Origin of the sequence: Shewanella sp. SNU WT4, assembly GCF_006494715.1 — a bacterium.
Lineage (GTDB): Bacteria > Pseudomonadota > Gammaproteobacteria > Enterobacterales > Shewanellaceae > Shewanella.
This window is the reverse complement of record NZ_CP041151.1, coordinates 2,773,554-2,792,101: the sequence shown is the minus strand read 5'-3', so window position 1 is coordinate 2,792,101 and position 18,548 is coordinate 2,773,554. Positions and strand designations below refer to the sequence as shown.

Here is an 18,548-nt window from a genome sequence, read left to right as displayed (position 1 = left end):
GTGTTAGGTGGTCACTTAATCCTAAGCAATAACGCGTCCGTTTTAGTGTAGGCAACGGGCGTTGTTACTGTTTATTTTTCAAAACCATGGTTAATTGAATGTTACAGATTCCTATGCTAGCTTAGTCTCGATATTTTTAATGGCGAGCGGAGACGGTTGTGACAGTTAACCATAGTTTTTCTAACGAAGAACTTGCATGTTTTAGTGAGTTGTTTGCTATCGATGATGATAGTAAATCGACCTCCATTCCTATGATTTTGGCGGACATTCCTAAAGGGATATCGGCGGTATTTGCGCAAGCCTCCCTCACGTTACTGGCTGAAATTGGTCCTTATAAACTGTGGTTTCCATTACAGTTAGATGCCGACGAGTTAGGCCAATTTAAACCGCGTTTAGGTGTTCCTGAAGTGATTGACGTTCAGGGCATTGAACGCAGCTGGCGCTTGACCCAAGCCGGTGAATTGGTTGCGTATAGCGAGCGCAATTTTATGCCCCTTGAAGTGTTATCTCTATCTAGTACAGGTTTAGCTGTGCGCACCTTACATGCTAGTGATAGCTATGATGTGTGTCATTCGCGCTTTATTCATCTGTTATTGCCATCAGGCTCACGCCTTGATTTACCCGTCGAATCAGTTAGAACTGATATTGGTGGCGTCAATGTGCTTAAAATTCGCTCTGAAGGTGACCATGCGCAGTTGCTGCGTCAATATCTGTTCAATTGCCACCGTAAACAGTACTCTCACTTATATAGTGAAGGAGCGAGATAGGCGTCTAATTAGGCGTGTAGTTAGCCAAGTGGTGAAGGCCTGAGGTGACATGGCATGATGGCATTGCTGGCGATTATTTGGGCCGTGAATGAGCGCTGAAATACCCTAAAAGTTATACCTATGGGTGGAGGTTGGTTGGCGACCACTAAAGGCATCATTATTTAATTACAACCACTCACCGCAATTGTGTTGTTTATGTTATCTATTTTGAGTTTTATTCATATTTGTCTTAGCTGTCTTTCTATTGCAGTACATCATATTGTTTAAATATCCTACAATTAAGTGATTGTTATTTCTTCATAATGCTCAATCCAAAGTATTCATTTTTATGCTTGACTACTATTTTATTGGTCTATTTGACATGTTTATTTTCTTGGGTTGTGACGAACGCCTGATTTTCGCTGAGATAAATTGTCATTGCGCTGACATTCTGTTTGCATAAGTGCCTCTTTAGTTTCTGCTGAAGTGTTGCGGGATGCGATAGGCCCGCTGGCTGGTTTAACCCAAAGTGTAAGTGAATTGTGAATATGGATGTCGTCGTTATTAGATCGTCAAGGAGGATGAGCTAGTACAAACACATAAAAAAGAGAGGAACTATGAGCCATGTTTTTTCCATTGGTGCGCTTGAATCATTTATGATTGCCATCAGTGTGCTGTTTATTGGGCACCTGATTAAAGTCAAATTACCTTTTCTCAAGAAATTTAATATCCCTGAGCCCATAGTGGGCGGATTAGTTGTGGCTTGTATCATTACAGCCCTTCATTTTAATGGCATAGACTTAAGCTTCGATTTGCCATTACAAAAGACTTTTATGCTGATGTTTTTTGCTACAGTCGGTTTGTCGGCTAATTACACTCAGTTACTCAAAGGCGGCGCCAAAGTATTTTTGTTTTTAGGCGTAGCGTCATTATTGATTATTATCCAAAACGGCATAGGTGTGTCTTTAGCCACCGCCTTAGGTCTTGACCCCTTAATGGGCTTAATTGCTGGTTCAATTACCTTATCGGGTGGCCACGGCACGGGTGCTGCGTGGGCTAAAACCTTAGAAGAAGTGTATGGACTGCATAACACCTTAGAAATCGCTATGGCATCAGCTACCTTTGGTTTAATCATAGGTGGCATTATCGGTAGCCCAGTGGCGCAGCGCTTGATTGATAAGCATCAATTAGAATCTGAATACGGTAGCGCTGAACGCATTCGTACTAAGCATCCTGAAGTAGTGACTTATAACGAGTACGAAGAAGATAAGGTAACGGCGAGAAAAGTCATCGAAGTGCTGTTCATTCTATTGATTTGTATCAATGGCGCTAAGTACATGGAGCAGTGGGTCGCTAGCTTTAACATTGGCTGGTTAATGATCCCTGACTTTGTTTATGCGTTATTTATGGGTGTGATTATCACTAACCTGTTTGAGGTTACTAAGCTCAAAACCATAGATACTGAAACGATTGATATTTTAGGGACAGTGTCCTTGTCATTGTTCTTAGCCATGGCCTTGATGAGCCTAAAATTATGGAATATTTTTGATTTAGCCGTGCCATTTTTGATTATCTTGGCGGCGCAATCAGCTTTCATTGGCATATTTACTTACTTCGTCACCTTTAAAGTGATGGGACGTAATTATGATGCGGCCGTGATTGCTGGTGGTCATTGTGGTTTTGGTTTAGGGGCAACGCCTACGGCGGTAATGAACATGGGTTCAATCGTTAATCGTTATGGCCCATCACCCCAAGCCTTTATGGTGGTGCCTATTGTCGGCGCGTTTTTCATCGACATAGTCAATCTCATCATATTGCAAGCTTATTTATCCTTCTTGGGATAAGCGCAATACTAGATAAATGCAGGGGCTTAGGCCCCTGTTTTGTTTTAGGGCATTTGCAGTCTGGCGTATGTCATCATGCTGTCTAAGCTAAAGCTGTGCTGGCGCTCATTAAACGCGTGTTGCTGCAATGGGTCTTGCGGTCGCGATTATGCGTGAGGGGGCTTTTTAGGCGTGTCGCTTGCGACTATGGCTTGTAGCTCGTGAATATGGCTTGTAACACTGCGCTAATTAAAGGTGGCGAAGTGATAACGACGGTTAGGCTTAGTTATAGAGAGTTAACTGATTAACAGCTGATGACTGGAATATCCTGCCAGCGGGTGGTGTACTGCGGGCTGAGTAATTGCCTGCGCATTCCCCATTTAGGGTTAATCCCTTGGGCGGCGACAAATAAGGTATCAGCGCCATATCGACCATTAAGGCCATCCAATACCTGCATTAGGGCTGGGTTGTGCTTAGGTGGGTTAAATAAATCTAATTGCACTTGATGCTCATCAATCAAATCCAGTAAACCTACGCCAATTTTGTAATAACGCACGCCTGGCTGAAAAAGCTCAATGGCGGCTTTAAACACGGCTTGGGTCATTTCGACACTGCAGTGAGTTGGGCAGGTAAAGCGAATCGTACTGTGTAGACTCACGGGCTTATCATCAAAAGGAGAGTTCGCTGCAAAAATAGTCATGACCTTACATAGCGAACCTTGACGCCTAGCTTTGGCAGCCGCTATGGCTGTGTGTTTACATAAGGCTTGTCTTAATGGCTCAAGTGCTGTGATGCGCTCACCCATACTACGGGTTGAAAAAATTTGCTGCTTATCGGCTCTGGCAGTCGCAAATTGTTTGCATTCCTCGCCGTTGAGCTCACGCACAGTGCGTTCGATTTCAATACTGAATTGCTTTTTGGCGAGACCTGCGGGCATATTGGCCAGTTGATAGGCTGTGTGGATATTCATTAATGCCAAGCGTTTGCTGATGCGACGACCAATGCCCCAAACATCGGCTGCTGCCATTTGTGTTAATATCTGCCGTCGTTGGTGGTCATTATCAAGTACGCATACCCCGTGATAGCCTTCAAGTTTTTTCGCGGCATGATTGGCAACTTTAGCTAAAGTCAGCGTTGGGGCTATACCCACACACACGGGCAGGCGGCATTCCTTCCAGACAGTGCGTCTAATTTGCTGGGCGTGAGTCGTTAAGCAAGGAATGGCGGGGTAACTGCGCTTAAAAGATACAAAGGATTCATCAATCGAGTATACGAATTGCTCAGGGGCGAAACGGCCTATGACTTGCATCATTTTGCTCGATAAATCGCTATAGAGTTCGTAGTTGGACGATAGGGCAATCACACCTTGTTTTTGGCACAATTCCCGCACTTCAAAGTAGGGCACAAATTTTTTAATGCCCGCATTCAACGCCGCGCGATTGGCCGCGACCACACAACCATCATTATTTGATAGCACTATGATGGGCTTATTGCGCCATGCGGGATTAAAAACTTGCTCAGCGCTGCAATAAAACGCATTAGCATCAATTAGTCCGTACATAGCTTGCAGGGCCGATGGCAACGAATAGAACGGGTGACCACGCCTTCAATGGAAAACTGATCGTGCTGATGAATTTCCATGGGCTGACATTCGAGATTCGCTGATAACAACATGCGCCGCTGTTTATCTAGCTGTTTACACACAAATTCACCGTTAAAGTTGGCAACAATGATGTCGCCGTGTTGGGCATTAACGTGGCGATCGACAATTAAAATATCCCGATCGAAAATGCCAAAGCCTTCCATCGAGTGACCTGCGGCTACGCCTAAAAAGGTGGCACTTGGATGTTGAATGAGTAACTCATCGAGCTTAAGCCCTAGTTGGCGGTATTCTTCGGCTGGGCTTTCAAAGCCGGTAATGCCAGCGCGAGCAAAGATAGGAATGATTTTCATAATAGAGTAACTGTTTTTATATACAGTGTTATGCTAGCAGTTTACAGAGAGATAGCAAGCGTTAATCCCGAGGCTTAAGGATGAAGGTCAAGGTTATTGTCATCATAAATATAAGCACGATTAATTGAATTTATTGCTGAATTTAAAAATGAACTGCGCGTTGATAATGCGGTTTTGTGCTGTTCACCACAAAGTAACTAAAACCACCAAGTAGTGAATGTCTAAAGGCTGGTGATTGGGGGGCTTAATAATTACATTTAAAATCAGTGGTTTAAATTTTGGCATTAGATTTGCTATTTGATGTTCTCTTTATTGCGATTAACCATTTATTCAAGGATATCAATAATGAATCATCAAAAATCACCACTAGTCTTAGTTGCTCTCTTGAGTGTGAGTTTAAGTGCTTGTGTCATCAACGTCGGTAGTGATGAAGACACAGGTTGGCAAAAACAAGAAAAGTTGAATCGGCAGCATGTGGCTAATTTAGGCGTGGGAATGAAGCTTGATGTAGTGAAACAAATGTTAGGCTCACCGGATTTTAGTGAAGCCTATCCTGACGGCGCGGCGCAAGTGGAAGTGTTATTTTATCGAACCCAAAGGCGCCATGATGATGGTAAAACCACCTTAGATGAATGCACGCCGTTAGTGTTTAATAATGGCAGCCTTATTGGTTGGGGTAATACGGCCTATAGCCAAGTGACAACCGCTAAGCTTTAATATCTGTGGTCGGTCAGCAAATGGTAAGTCACTTCACTCATTCCATTATGCTGACGCGTAAGGCTTGCCTAGCGAGTAGTGGTAGCCATAGTAGGCAGGGCGGGACACCAAGGTTAACCAATAAGTGAGGCAATATGTATCAAGGTCGGTGTTTATGTGGACAAGTGCATTTTAGTATTGAGGGCGAATTAGGGCCTGTCTCTTGATCAGATCTCATAGCGTTTCTCCGGCTTCAAATAGGGCTTTGGCTAAGCGATACCCCTTTACCTGAGCCTGAAGATCATCCCATCCCTCCCAAATCGTGGACCAGCTGGCCATTCCCGTGCGCTTGCTATCATTAAAGCCTCCTAGTTTGGCCAAGGATTGATAAGCCCACTTCATATTTGGGGCTTCTTTGCCTTTATGTCCCCTTGGCTTGTAGAGCTGCATCAGTACTCGCCATTCATCATTCTCTAAGACATTGCTGCAGCTTTGATTTTCCATGCTTTGCGCTGCTTCGATTTGCCCTCTTTTTCTCAGATAAATTGGCTGGCTCATCACTTCCCGAAGTTGCAGTAGCCGCACACCAATAAAGCAAAGTATCGAGGCCGCTCGCTCAAGGTTGTCTGGCGATGTCATGCGTAACCTTTCAACCCCCGCGCCGGTTTTCCACGCCTTATGAAAGTCCTCAATGCGCCATCTAGTGGTATAAATATCAATCACATGAAGTTGCTGCGCCAACGTGTCAATCGGCTCACTGGTCAGTAGCATCCAAGATAGTCCATCTTCACCTTGGGGAGGATTGAGCTCTTGTGCGTACACCACATTAATCGCATGCTGCTGACGATTATGTTTGATGTTAACCGCACTGGCTTTGAGGGTGAGTTTGGCTGTTCGCGAGGGACGATTCTTGCTTTTCCCACTGGCTTCCTTTATGCCTTTTTGTGGGATGGCGATGGTGTATCCGCCGGTAACGGGATGACTATCCATGTGCTCAAACAGCTTAGCCTCGTATTCTACTAGGTTTCTTGCATGTTTTGCCCGCACCACAAACCGTTCACTATGTGATTGTTTATCCGATAAATAATGCATGATATCCGCTTCTCTATCACACACTGAGATCACTCGCGACATGTGAGCCTGCAAGCGTTGCCGCGTAAAATAGGATGCATCGGCCCATTTACCGCTCTCTTTTTCATCGGCCTCGTTGGGATTATCAGGTCGACACCACCAATCTTGGTGGATCAAGCCCAAGGTCCGAGAAGTATGGCTATCCAGTAGCAAGACAGAATGAACCCACCAACCACGAGACTTATCGGTAGGTTTGCCTAATTTCCCTAATTCAGACGCCACACTGTGCTTATAACTCAGGGCTGTCGTGTCTTCGAGAGCAAGTATTTCATTTATATTTTCAATCGCTTGGGCGGTGCGAGCAAAACCGGCGGCTCTGATCATAGATGGGCTAACATTATCATTGCGGATCAATCGATAGGCTCCTTCGAGTTTGGCATCTTCACCATTACAAGATCTGGCAACCGATTTACCGCTGCCAACCGCCATGTGTTCAGCGACGACGGTTAACCTTGCCGCTCGTCGTTTATCACCTAGCTCAGCATGATGAAAGTGATCATATGCCCATTTGTTCGGGTGAAAAATTGACATTAAAAATGATGAAGTGAGTGAATTTGCATGATCTGATCATCGCCAGTCAAGAAAGTTCCATTTTTTGCTAATAATTTGTGTAGAAGAGACAGAATTAGGGCCTGCCGATATTTGCCATTGTCGTCAATGTCGGCAATGGACGGGTCATGTATTGGCGAGCACTGAAGTGGCGCGCAGTGCCTTGACTATCACCGGCCTTGAGCATCTGCAATGGTTTCAATCGTCAGTTAAGGTGCGGCGCGGCTTTTGCCGCCATTGTGGCTCAAGTTTGTTTTTTGACCCACTAGACACTCAAAAACATCAGTGGATAGGCGTGGCTTTGGGGGCTATCGAAGATAAAACCCATATCACTATCGGTAAGCATATTTTTGTGGCCGAGAAGGGCGATTATTATCCAATCAGTGACGGCGCGCCGCAGCACGATCATTAGTGTTCTGGCAAAAAGCTTTAGTCAGCGGGTCAAAACCATGGTGAGAAAAGGCCGCTAGAGGGCGATAACCCGTATAAGCCATATCCGCCGGCCTTAATGCGGCGAGGCCCTTAGGCGTTATTCTTGGTCTTGCGAATCTATTTTTAGTTCTAGGTAAACTGATATATGATGCGCGCCCCTAGTGAGGCTTGAGCACTCTATTTCGTCATGATGTCCACCAATGCGCTTTATACAGATTTATCCGGTTATTACGATTTAATGTGTTGTGATATCAATTATCACGCGCAAAGTAATAGCATTGCCCGCTTGCATCAATTATTTGGTAATCAAGGTAAACAGCACTTAGATTTGGCGTGTGGCACCGGGCCGCATATCCGTCATTTTATTGATTTTGGCTATCAATCCAGTGGCCTAGACATTAATCAGCCTATGATTGACTTGGCCATAGCGCGTTGCCCAGAAGCGCAGTTCAGTGTGCAAGACATGACAAATTTTACCGTTGAGCACTCACAAGATTTGATCACCTGTTTTTTATATTCCATTCATTACAGCGGCAATACCGAGCGACTATTAGCCTGTATTCAAAAAGTGCATGCATCGCTCAATGATGGTGGGGTATTTTGTTTTAACTCCGTTGATAAAGATAAAATAAACAATAACTTATTTATTCGTCATCACACAGACTTTGAGCAACATCAGTTTGAATTTGAGTCTAGCTGGCAATACAGTGGCATGGGTGATGCTCAAGCGTTACACCTTAAAATTAGCCGCACGCCATTAATCACCACTGAAACCAGCATCAGTGAAACTTGGCAAGATCAGCATCCTATGGTGGCAACTACCTTTGGTGAGCTGAGTGAGTTACTTGAACCGTATTTTGAGGTGCAGATATTTGAGCATGATTTCGATTGCATCATCCCTTGGGATGGCGAGTCTGGAAATGCCGTGTTTGTGTGTACCAAAAAATAACGACTACAAAATAAAGCTTAACGGTTGAGAGCTCGCCTATCGGCGGGCTTAATTAGATGGTCCGCCTCATCCCTAAGCTAAGCTTAGGGATGAGGCAATCAAAGAGGCGGACCATACATTTTTATGGGCGGCTTGTAGCCGCGGCATAACGGATAACATAGTCAAACTCGTGCCCACTTAGCTTAAGGCGTGTAAACTCTTGATTTAATACTGCGCCGGCATTTTGGATCCATAATGAATACCCCCCCTAATTATTTAGCGACACTGCAACGCGTCTTTGGTTTTACGAGTTTGCGTCACGGTCAGCAGCAAGTGATTGAAACCTTGTTAGCCGGGCGTTCAAGCGCCGCCATTTTTCCGACCGGCTCGGGTAAATCCTTATGCTATCAATTGCCAGCGCTGGAATTACCACATCTTACTTTGGTTATTTCGCCGCTGTTAGCCTTGATGAAAGACCAACTCGATTTTCTTAAAGCGAAAGGCATAGCAGCGGCTTCGATTGACTCATCACAAAGTTATGATGAGTCACGGGATATTATGCGGGCGGTCAAACAAGGGGACATTAAGATTTTAATGATCTCGGTGGAACGCCTTAAAAATGAGCGTTTTCGTCAGTTTATTGGAAGCGTGCCCGTGTCTTTGCTGGTGGTGGATGAAGCTCACTGTATTTCTGAGTGGGGCCATAATTTTCGCCCCGATTATTTAAAACTGCCTTTGTACTGCCAACAACTTAATATCGCGCAAGTATTACTGCTAACCGCCACCGCCACTGAACCTGTGATTAAGGACATGAGCGCTAAATTTAACATAGCGCCGTCAGACATAGTGATCACCGGATTCTATCGCCCAAATCTTGATTTTACCGTGTTGCCTTGTCATGAGAGCGATAAATTACAGCAATTACACCAGCTGCTTCAACAAGCGCCAACACAGGCCAGCATTGTTTACGTCACCTTGCAGCAAACCGCTGAAACTGTGGCTAAGGCGTTAATTCAAGCCGGGGTAAATGCCAGCGCTTATCATGCCGGCATGGACAGCGGCATTAGACAAGATATTCAAAGCCGCTTTATGCAAGGTCAGCTTGATTGCATAGTGGCGACTATCGCTTTTGGTATGGGAGTGGATAAGGCCGATATCCGCGCAGTTATCCATTATGACTTGCCAAAATCCATTGAGAATTACAGTCAAGAAATTGGCCGCGCTGGGCGCGATGGTCAATTGTCGCGTTGTCTAGTGCTCGCTAATCGCCAAGGGCTCAATGTGCTTGAAAACTTTGTCTATGGTGACACCCCAGATGTAGAGGCCATTAGCGCAGTCATTAAAGAGATTGCCGAGCAAGGGGCGCAAGGGCAGTGGGAAGTGATGATGACGCGCTTATCGCGTGATACTAACGTCAGGCAATTACCGCTGAAAACCTTGTTAGTGTATTTAGAGTTGCAAGGCGTCATCGAGCCTAAATACAGTTATTTCGCTGATTACCGCTTTAAGACCTTAATCTCGGTTGAGGCGATTATGAGCAATTTTAGCGGTGAGCGTCGTGCCTTTGTTGAAGCCTTGTTCAGCGCTTCGCCAAAATCACGCACTTGGCATACGGTCGATTTTGATGCCTTATGGCAAATCAACCAATCAATCCGCGCGCGCGCTGTGACCGCCCTTGATTACTTTGCCGACAAGGGGTGGATAGTGCTTGAAAGTAAGCAGATGACCGAAGTGTATCAGGTGCACCAACTTGCTCGCTGCCAAGGAAGTGAGGCTGAGCACTTAGCGCAGCAATTGCATCAATTGTTTATTACTAAAGAAATGGCTGAAATTAAACGAGTGCATGCCTTGTTGGATCTGTTTGCCACGAGTCGCTGTTTAAGTCAGCGTTTAGCGCATTATTTTGCCGATGTTAAAGCGCCGCAGCACTGCGGTCATTGCTCGGTTTGCCGCGGCGAGATTGCGCAGTTACCGTCACCTGCGCCATTAGCCCCGTTAGTGCTAAGTGATATCGAGCGCGATTGTCAGCCATTAGTGTTAGCGGCGCAACTTGCCAACACGGTGCTTACCACAGGGGCGATAGCACGATTTTTATGCGGAATTGCCACGCCACTGACAAGCCAATTAAAGGCCAGTAAAATGCCTGGCTTTGGCCGATATGGCGCTTATCCGTTTGCCGACATTAGAGCTATGCTCGGCGCTTGGCGTCATTGATAAATCACAGCCAAAAATCTCAATTTATAAACGTCGGGTCATAACCCTCGAACCATCAGCCTCTAGTTATCTATTTCCGGTCGTAAACTTAGGATTTGGCTAGTGGCCAAATCCAACCTCCAACATCCTTATCTTAACGACCTGTTGTATTTATTACAGCAGGTACAGTCCTTACTGCTTTTTTTGAGAATTATCATTCCTGTAAGTTGACCAAAAATCATCCAAAAGTTGGAGTGATTATCCCTATTATTTATATCACTATAACAATCAGTTTATTTGTTAACTCAGCCTAGGCGAAAGCTTTGGCATAACAAATATCATTACTCTTTAAACTAGATATTCAAACGGCTTAAATTAGGTAACCGCAAGGCGCGCTTAAATATAGAGAGTGTCATTAGGATTGGATCCCAAAGTTCGAATCATCAGCAGAGTATCTGCATCGAATTAGCTAAAAGGAGAGTTAGCATGAGTAAGCTTGCATTGGTCACAGGCGCAAAAGGTGGCATTGGTACTGCCATTACATTGAAATTGGTAGCACAAAATTACAAAGTGATTGCGACCTACCAGGTTGGTAACCGTGAATCAGCGCAAGAATGGCATAGAGAGCATGGATTTACTGACAATCAAGTGCAATTGTTGGAGCTGAATGTTAACGACCCACGCATGTGTTCAGAGCGTTTGGTACAAGTTATGCAGCAAGAAGGCACGATAGATTTGTTAGTCAATAATGCTGGCATCACCCGCGATAAAGTATTTGCCAAAATGACTGTCGAGCAGTGGCAGGAAGTGATGGATACTAACCTCAATAGCTTGTTCTATGTGACCCACCCATTGTTTGCCGCTATGTGCGAAAAAGGTAATGGTCGCATTATCAATATTTCCTCCATTAATGGTGTCAAAGGCCAATATGGTCAAACCAATTACGCCGCGGCAAAAGCGGGCATGATAGGTTTTACTAAGTCTTTGGCGTTAGAAGCTGCCCGTTTTGGTGTAACAGTCAACGTGGTTGCCCCAGGTTATACCGGCACGCCAATGGTGACCGCGCTGCGGCCTGATGTCCTTGATAGCATTACTGCCCAAATCCCGTTAAAGCGTTTAGCTAAACCTGAAGAAGTTGCTGCTTGCGTGGCATTTCTGGCCAGCGATGAAGCTGGCTATATCACAGGTGAAACCTTGTCGGTGAACGGCGGCCAGTACATGCAATAAGGAGTTAGTCGCATGAGTAAAGTTTATATCGTGGCAGCGAAACGCACCGCCATTGGATCTTTTGGTGGCCGCTTGGCCAATGTGTCGTTAGCTAAACTGGCGGGCGGCGCTATTCGCGGCGCGCTGGCAAGTCAAAATATCGCCCCTACTAGCGTGCAAGAAGTGATCTTGGGCAATGTGATGGGCGCCGATCAAGGCATGGGACCTGGCCGTCAAGCATCTCTTGATGCAGGTATTCCACAGTCAGTACCTGCCTACAGTCTTAACATGGTGTGCGGTAGTGGCATGAAAGCCATTATGGATGCATCTAGTCATATTCGCAGTGGTGATGCTGATGTCGTTGTTGCCGCGGGCGCTGAAGCTATGTCGCAAATCCCATTTGCCGCGCCAGCAAGTCTGCGTCAAGGCCAAAAGATGGGCAACTTAACCGTTAAAGATTTATTGATCACCGACGGTTTAACTGATGTCTTTAATCAATGCCACATGGGCGTGACCGCTGAAAATATCGTGCGTGAATTAGGCATTAGCCGTGAGCAGCAAGATAACTATGCGCTATCGAGCCAGCACCGTGCTGAAGCTGCACTCAATTCAGGCCGATTTGCTGATGAAATCGTGGCGCTTGATGTGGTTGATAGACGTCAAACCGTGTCATTTGCTGATGATGAATACCCGAAAAAAGGCTGCGAGTTGGCTGATTTAGCCAAACTAAGACCTGCTTTTGAGAAAGAGGGCACAGTCACAGCGGGTAACGCATCGGGTCTTAATGATGGCGCGAGCGCTGTAGTGCTTATGTCTGAAAAAGCCATGCTGGCCTCAGGCTGCAAGCCGCTGGCTGAAGTCGTGAGCTATGCCCAAATTGGTTTAGATCCTGCGGTCATGGGATTGGGGCCTGTGGATGCTGTCAACCAAGCACTTAATAAAGCGCAATTGACCTTAAGTGATATCGATTTATTAGAACTGAATGAAGCCTTTGCGGCGCAAGCCCTTGGGGTTGTGACTCTGCTTGGCAGACAGCACCAACTTAGCGTTGAACACTTGTTAGAACGTACCAATGTCAATGGTGGCGCAATTGCGCTGGGGCACCCATTAGGGGCCTCAGGAAATCGCATTGTCGTGACCTTGATCCACGAGATGCATAAGCGCCAGAGTCAATATGGTCTGGCATCACTTTGTATTGGCGGTGGAATGGGGACAGCCCTCATTTTACGCCGTTGTTAATCCTTTACCCTCACTCACTCTAGGAGAACTTATGTACACAGATATGTTTAAGATGTTCAGCGATCAAACCGAGCAAACTTTGGCTCCTTTTAACCGTTTTAATCTGCTTCTGGCTGATCATGTTGAACAAGTGACTAAGCTGCAAATGAATGCAATGCAAGCTTACACTGAGCTTGGCTTGACGCAACTGAAAGCGGCAAGCAACGTAAAAGACGTGACTAGTCTGATGGCCTTTAACACTCAGCAAATGAGCGTGTTAAACAAGTTATCAAAGCAATTGCAAGACGACAGCAACCAAACTCAAGCCATTGCCAAAGAATTTAAGCAAGAATTCGACAGCCTGGTTAGTGCCAATGTGAAAAAAGCTACTGGCGCATAATTACTGTGGGCACAGCTTGCTGTGCCCCTATTTTCATCAGGAGATTGAATATGTTTGCTTTTCCCTTCGCCGGATATCTGCAGCAATGGCAACAACAGCAGACATTCTGGCAACAATGGCAACAAAGCCCAGCCAGCTCAGAATCAGCGTTGAATCAGGCGTTAGGACAACTCGGAAGCCAAGATTGGCAAGCATTTGCCACCCATACTAGCCAGCAACCCGAGTCAATGTTACTCACCCAATTACAGTGGTTTGAACAACAACTGCAAATTTGGCAGCAAGTGGCGTTTAATGACAAAGCTGAAGAAGTGATCCCAAGCGATCCTAGTGATGCCAGATTCAAACACCCTGATTGGCAGCAAGAAGCTTGGTTTAGTTTTATTCGACAATCTTATCTGCTGTTTAGCCGCATGTGGTTAGACACTATCGAAAACAGCACAGGCTTAGAAAGTGGTGCCAAAGAGCGTTTGGCATTTTTTAGTCGCCAAGCCATCAATGCCTTATCGCCAAGTAATTTCATTTTATCTAACCCTGAATTACTGAAACTGACCTTAGAAAAAAATGGCGAAAACTTAATCGCTGGCCTGCGCACACTGCAAGAAGATATTGAAGCCAGTGCCGATGTGCTGAAAATTCGCATGACCAACCAGCACGCCTTCCAAGTCGGCCGCGATGTTGCGACTACGACTGGCAAAGTGGTGATGCGTAACGAATTATTTGAATTACTGCAATATCAAGCGACCACGGACAAGGTGGCTTCCACACCTATGTTGATCGTGCCGCCGTTTGTGAATAAATATTACATTATGGATTTGACCCCACAAAATTCCATGGTCAAATGGCTGGTGGATCAAGGTCAAACAGTATTCTTAATTTCATGGCGTAATCCAGGCAAAGCTCAGGCTCATGTCAATATGGAAGATTACGTAACCCATGGCGTGGTAGAAGCTATCAATGCGATTGAAACTATAACCGGTGAGCATCAAGTCAATGCCACAGGTTATTGTATTGGCGGTACTGTGCTTGCTATGACTCAAGCTTATTACCGCGCCAAACGTATGAAAGCGCGAATTAAGTCCATGAGCTTTTTCACTACCTTGCTCGATTTCTCTCAGCCTGGCGAAATTGGCGCTTATATCAATGATCCTGTGATTAGCGCGCTAGCGGTGGAATCCCAGAAAAAAGGCTACTGTGATGGCCGCAGCTTAAGTGTTACCTTCAGTTTGTTAAGAGAAAATAGCCTCTATTGGAATTATTACATTGAGAATTATCTTAAAGGTAAGAGCCCAATGGAGTTTGATCTCTTGTACTGGAATAGTGACAGCACCAACGTGGCGGCGCCGACTCATAATTTCATGTTACGAGAGCTGTATCTTAATAATAAACTGATAGATCCACGCGGTGTTAAAGTGGGTGGCGTGTATATTGATTTATCAAAAATCACTATCCCAAGCTATTTTATCTCCACCCGTGAAGATCATATTGCGTTATGGCAAGGCACTTATCGCGGCGCCAAAAACTTAAATGGCAATATCACTTTCGTATTAGGTGAATCAGGCCATATTGCAGGCATCATTAATCCGCCCGCTAAAAATAAGTATGGCTATTGGACTAATAGCGACATGAGTAGCGATCCAGAAACTTGGTTAGCTGGGGCTGAGCGTCAAGGTGGATCGTGGTGGCCTCATTGGCATACTTGGTTAGCCGCGCAAAGTGATGCAACCGAGTGTGATGCTAGAGCTATCGGCCATGTGGAGTATCCTGCATTGATGGATGCGCCTGGCAATTATGTACGCCAAACGCTGCCGATTATTGAAGAAGAAACTCAATAGCTGCGCCAGATGGCATTCAAGTGCACCTAGACGGAGCACGCTAAATAAGGGCACTTAGGTGCCCTTATTTATTGGAGGCCGCCATTTTAATATCAATCTAAACAGCTAACAGGAGCATGATGGCATTTGACGATACCTTTAGGCTGAGCAGCCATGCGGTGATCACTAACGCCGACTTAGCCGTGTTAATGGTTAAAGCTAATTACGGTGATAGAGCCTGGGGCTTACCCGGCGGTGCGTTAGAACCTGGGGAAACTATCCATGAAGCCTTGGCGCGCGAATGCTTAGAAGAGCTTGGTTGTCAGGTCACCATCAAGCAGTTAACTGGGGTGTATTACCATAGTGCTTTTAATTCGCAGGCATTTATCTTTCGCTGTGAGCTCAGTGATGACGCGATAATCCAATTAAGTAGTGAGCATACTGACTATGAGTTTCAGGCTATCAGTCGCTTGTCAGCGGTGCAGCAGCGGCGCATTTATGACTGCTTAGCGTTTACTGGCACAGTCGTGAGCGCCAAGTTTTAGGCAGAGTGTTAATAACCCTTGGCCATTGACTCGCAATTGGCGTTGCATTCAAGTTAAAATCTATGGCTGTTAATGCCCATATCTGGTTTAATCTGTTAACAAAAATGGCGCGCTTTAACTAATCGGCTGAAGGCCTAGTTCAACGTCGCAGCGCTGATGTATTTGGCAGTTAACTTATATGAGGCGATTATGGGCACCAAAGCGGCCAGTGGTTTGCTGTTAGTTTCTAAGCCGTTAATTAGGCTGATGCAACTTGGGCAATGCAAGCTTGGATTCGTGCCGATGTGGCTATTCATTGGCCTATTGATGAGCAGTCATGCTCACGCGCAAAAGAATCAATTAGTGTTTGCCAGTGATTTTGAAGGCAATCCGTTAACTCAGCCATGGGCTTTTATCATGGGCTGCCAATTTAATGGGGCAGAGGCGCGTAGCGGTGAGGGCGCCTTATTATGCCAGGAAGGTAGCAGCAGTATAGTGAGCCGCGAGCCTATCGCAGAAGCTGGCTTGTTAGAGTTTTGGATTAAACCGCAAACTAGCAACAGCCACTATAAAATCAATGTATTAACTTCATCAACCTTGAGCCTAGATGCTAAGTGGCAACACGTAGCACTGCTCGATGTGATGGCCGGCAGTAGCGATTATTTAGCCCACCGCGTATCTATTGATGAACCTAGCCGTAAATATATTCGTCTGGATATTGAGGCCATCAATGGCCCTTTGAGCCTTGATGACTTGAGCTTAGATAAAATTAGCTTAGATATTGCGTTGCAAAAAAATGAGCAAAAAATCATTGGCGGCATTTTAGAGCAGCTTAAACAAGATAAAAACTATGATGTCCAGAGCGAGTCATTTCGCACCTTAGGCAAAAACTACGCGGCCATGCTTGAAAGCCATAGACAATACCTTGAATACGCCAATGCCATTTATTCCAGCATTACCTTTGTGCTCGCCACATCTGAGCGCAACAAAATGTCCAACCCATTGGGATACAACACCTTTAGGTCGGTATTGTTGGATGCCAAAAGGGTGGCGTCACCCATTCAGCAGGCGCGCTTAACCTCTATGGTTAAACCCTTTGGTGACTTAGCCACTGCCACCTTAAATGTGGTCAGTGCTGGCGCTTATTCCGCATTTGCTGAACCGTTCAAATCGTTTTTAGCCGCGACCTTTGACCGCTCTAACTATGAAAATGGCGATTTAAATCGCAGTGATAAAAAGTTTGCCAGAGACAATGGCTTGAAAATTTATCAACAGGCCGAGCGCTTTATGACAGAAATTGAGCAAGAGCTGCAATTAGTCACCGCCTTAGATAATGATTTAGTTAGCATGCAAAAGAATCTAGATAGTTTTCGCAAAGATTTAGATAAGCAGCTGCGTAGCTATTTGCAGCATGCCAGCATTGCCAGGACGCCTGAAAATTACAGTAAAGTCATGAGTAAAGATGAGGTGGCCAGATTGCAGGTGATGAATGACGCTAGCGCTAATATTAGTGCGCGGGCAGAAGCGCTGTTGGCGGCCAACAATAATGCTGAATTAGTGCAATACATGGTTAAAACCACGGAAAAAATGGAAGAGTTTCAAGAGTTCAAAGAGCGCTTTAATCAGATAACCTCGGCCATGCTGACCTTTTACGACCGCTTTGAACGCTCGATTGCCGCGGAGCAAAACCCGTTCACCGATCCTCATGATCGCTCTGTGTGGGAGCAACACGCCAAAAATGCCCGCAGTTATATTAAGCAATCACAGCAAGCTTTTACCAAAGCCTATATGTAACAATTTTAGTTAACAACTGTCGATCAAAAATGGAGCGCTATGTTATAGTCGCGTAGCCAATGACGGCGTTGCTTAATGGGAGAGGAATTGTATGTACAAAGTGTTGTTATCGTGCGGCATAGTGCTGTGTTTGTCGGCTTGCTCAAGCAAAGCGATTGCCCCCGCTTACTCGGTAACTCAAGCCGATTTTTTATTCATTGGTGCGACTAAGCCTAACGATCCAGAAGCCACTGTGACAGACGCGGGTTCTTATTGCTTACAAACTCGCGAGCTGTGGAAAGAAGATGGTACTACCCCGGATGGGCAAATTATTTGGACTAAAGACAGTTTGCGTAAAGCTGTGCCTTGTAATTAATCGCTATGTTAATGGTGTTGAAGCGGCTATGGCTCATTAACACTTAAAAAATTGACGCTCCGAGGAGCGTCAATTGGTTTTACTCGCCTGCAGCCGTGAATAAGGCGTATCTGAGTCTAGAACTAGATAAATGCTTAGGCCGCTAAGGCTTTAGTGGGCAGTGATGCCACTAAAGTGCGAGTCAAACGCCCAATTTCATCCCAATTCTTGTTCGCGATTAACTGACTATCGACAATCCATGAACTGCCGCACGCCACTACATTATCTATCTTGAGATAGTCATTAATGTTATTGGCATTAATGCCACCCGAAGGCATGATGCTAAGTTGCTTAAATGGCCCGAGTAATGATTTCAGCATGTTAACGCCGCCAGAGGCTTCTGCTGGGAAGAATTTTAGGGCGGTTAAACCAAGCTCTAACGCTTGCTCAATACTGCTTGGATTGTTTATGCCTGGAATGATAGGCAAATCTATGGCTTGGCAGGCTTTAACTGTATTTGGGTTTAACCCTGGAGATACAGCAAAAGTAGCACCAGCATCTTTAGCGGCTTGCGCTTGCTCGGCAGTTAAAATGGTACCAGCACCAATTAACATATCTGGATAAGCGGCGCGCAGCAGCGCTATCGCTTCAACCGCAGCATCGGATCTAAAGGTAATTTCTGCCACAGGTAAGCCGTTATCATACAGTGCCTTAGCTAATGGAATGATATCTTGGGCATCTTCAATGGCGATGACTGGAATAACTTGTAATTCGCTCATTTGCTGTATTAATTGTTGCATTGTCTTTCCT

At 45.4% G+C, this 18,548-nt stretch carries 17 protein-coding genes; 13 read left to right on the top strand and 4 right to left on the bottom strand.

Features of this window, described 5'->3' with window-relative positions; genetic code table 11:
• Nucleotides 1–158 precede the first annotated feature (158 nt).
• Both FJQ87_RS12520 and gltS read left to right on the top strand, forming a co-directional pair.
• On the top strand, nt 159–767 hold the full coding sequence (locus tag FJQ87_RS12520; RefSeq protein ID WP_140932911.1) for a hypothetical protein: 609 nt from the start codon (nt 159–161) through the stop codon (nt 765–767).
• A gap of 596 nt (nt 768–1,363) precedes the next feature.
• Nucleotides 1,364–2,590, top strand: a complete 1,227-nt coding sequence (gene gltS / locus FJQ87_RS12515) for a sodium/glutamate symporter (RefSeq protein WP_140932910.1) — start codon at nt 1,364–1,366, stop codon at nt 2,588–2,590.
• 283 nt (nt 2,591–2,873) lie between these two features.
• On the opposite strand, the gene FJQ87_RS12510 is transcribed toward gltS, so the two are convergent.
• The gene (locus FJQ87_RS12510) at nt 2,874–4,130 is read right to left on the bottom strand and encodes a Y-family DNA polymerase (RefSeq protein WP_140932909.1); all 1,257 of its coding nucleotides are present in this window, start codon (nt 4,128–4,130) and stop codon (nt 2,874–2,876) included.
• The gene (gene umuD, locus FJQ87_RS12505) at nt 4,118–4,522 is read right to left on the bottom strand and encodes a translesion error-prone DNA polymerase V autoproteolytic subunit (RefSeq protein ID WP_140932908.1); all 405 of its coding nucleotides are present in this window, start codon (nt 4,520–4,522) and stop codon (nt 4,118–4,120) included. Before umuD ends, FJQ87_RS12510 begins: the two co-directional genes overlap by 13 nt.
• A gap of 345 nt (nt 4,523–4,867) precedes the next feature.
• On the opposite strand from umuD, the gene FJQ87_RS12500 reads away from it, so the two are divergent.
• Entirely contained in the window at nt 4,868–5,239 is a 372-nt protein-coding gene (locus FJQ87_RS12500) for a DUF3192 domain-containing protein (protein WP_140932907.1), read from the top strand.
• A gap of 213 nt (nt 5,240–5,452) precedes the next feature.
• Here FJQ87_RS12500 and FJQ87_RS12495 read toward each other — a convergent pair whose 3' ends face one another.
• Entirely contained in the window at nt 5,453–6,880 is a 1,428-nt protein-coding gene (locus tag FJQ87_RS12495; protein ID WP_140932906.1) for an IS4 family transposase, read from the bottom strand.
• A 64-nt stretch (nt 6,881–6,944) separates the two neighbouring features.
• Between FJQ87_RS12495 and FJQ87_RS12490 the strand changes: the two genes are divergently transcribed.
• The 10 genes from FJQ87_RS12490 to FJQ87_RS12445 all read left to right on the top strand — a co-directional run bounded on the left by FJQ87_RS12490 (nt 6,945) and on the right by FJQ87_RS12445 (nt 17,759).
• Entirely contained in the window at nt 6,945–7,310 is a 366-nt protein-coding gene (locus FJQ87_RS12490; protein ID WP_140932905.1) for a GFA family protein, read from the top strand.
• A 210-nt stretch (nt 7,311–7,520) separates the two neighbouring features.
• Entirely contained in the window at nt 7,521–8,279 is a 759-nt protein-coding gene (locus FJQ87_RS12485) for a class I SAM-dependent methyltransferase (RefSeq protein WP_140934108.1), read from the top strand.
• Between the two features lie 234 nt (nt 8,280–8,513).
• The gene (locus tag FJQ87_RS12480) at nt 8,514–10,472 is read left to right on the top strand and encodes a RecQ family ATP-dependent DNA helicase (protein ID WP_140932904.1); all 1,959 of its coding nucleotides are present in this window, start codon (nt 8,514–8,516) and stop codon (nt 10,470–10,472) included.
• A 465-nt stretch (nt 10,473–10,937) separates the two neighbouring features.
• Nucleotides 10,938–11,678, top strand: coding sequence for an SDR family oxidoreductase (locus FJQ87_RS12475; RefSeq protein WP_140932903.1), 741 nt, complete (start codon nt 10,938–10,940; stop codon nt 11,676–11,678).
• Nucleotides 11,679–11,690: 12 nt separating this feature from the next.
• Nucleotides 11,691–12,896 carry an acetyl-CoA C-acetyltransferase gene (locus FJQ87_RS12470; RefSeq protein ID WP_140932902.1) on the top strand — a complete coding sequence of 402 codons (1,206 nt, stop codon included), beginning with the start codon at nt 11,691–11,693 and terminating at the stop codon, nt 12,894–12,896.
• 31 nt (nt 12,897–12,927) lie between these two features.
• Nucleotides 12,928–13,275, top strand: a complete 348-nt coding sequence (locus tag FJQ87_RS12465) for a phasin family protein (protein ID WP_140932901.1) — start codon at nt 12,928–12,930, stop codon at nt 13,273–13,275.
• Nucleotides 13,276–13,325: 50 nt separating this feature from the next.
• Complete coding sequence (gene phaC, locus FJQ87_RS12460; protein ID WP_140932900.1) at nt 13,326–15,107, top strand: class I poly(R)-hydroxyalkanoic acid synthase; 1,782 nt, start codon at nt 13,326–13,328, stop codon at nt 15,105–15,107.
• Nucleotides 15,108–15,226: 119 nt separating this feature from the next.
• Nucleotides 15,227–15,631 (top strand): NUDIX domain-containing protein, encoded by a 405-nt coding sequence (locus FJQ87_RS12455; RefSeq protein ID WP_140934107.1) that lies wholly within the window; start codon nt 15,227–15,229, stop codon nt 15,629–15,631.
• A gap of 282 nt (nt 15,632–15,913) precedes the next feature.
• Nucleotides 15,914–17,404, top strand: coding sequence for a hypothetical protein (locus FJQ87_RS12450; RefSeq protein ID WP_140934106.1), 1,491 nt, complete (start codon nt 15,914–15,916; stop codon nt 17,402–17,404).
• A gap of 91 nt (nt 17,405–17,495) precedes the next feature.
• On the top strand, nt 17,496–17,759 hold the full coding sequence (locus FJQ87_RS12445; RefSeq protein WP_140932899.1) for a hypothetical protein: 264 nt from the start codon (nt 17,496–17,498) through the stop codon (nt 17,757–17,759).
• 134 nt (nt 17,760–17,893) lie between these two features.
• Here the strand turns inward: FJQ87_RS12445 and FJQ87_RS12440 are convergent, their stop codons facing one another.
• Complete coding sequence (locus FJQ87_RS12440) at nt 17,894–18,538, bottom strand: bifunctional 4-hydroxy-2-oxoglutarate aldolase/2-dehydro-3-deoxy-phosphogluconate aldolase (RefSeq protein ID WP_140932898.1); 645 nt, start codon at nt 18,536–18,538, stop codon at nt 17,894–17,896.
• Nucleotides 18,539–18,548 lie beyond the last annotated feature (10 nt).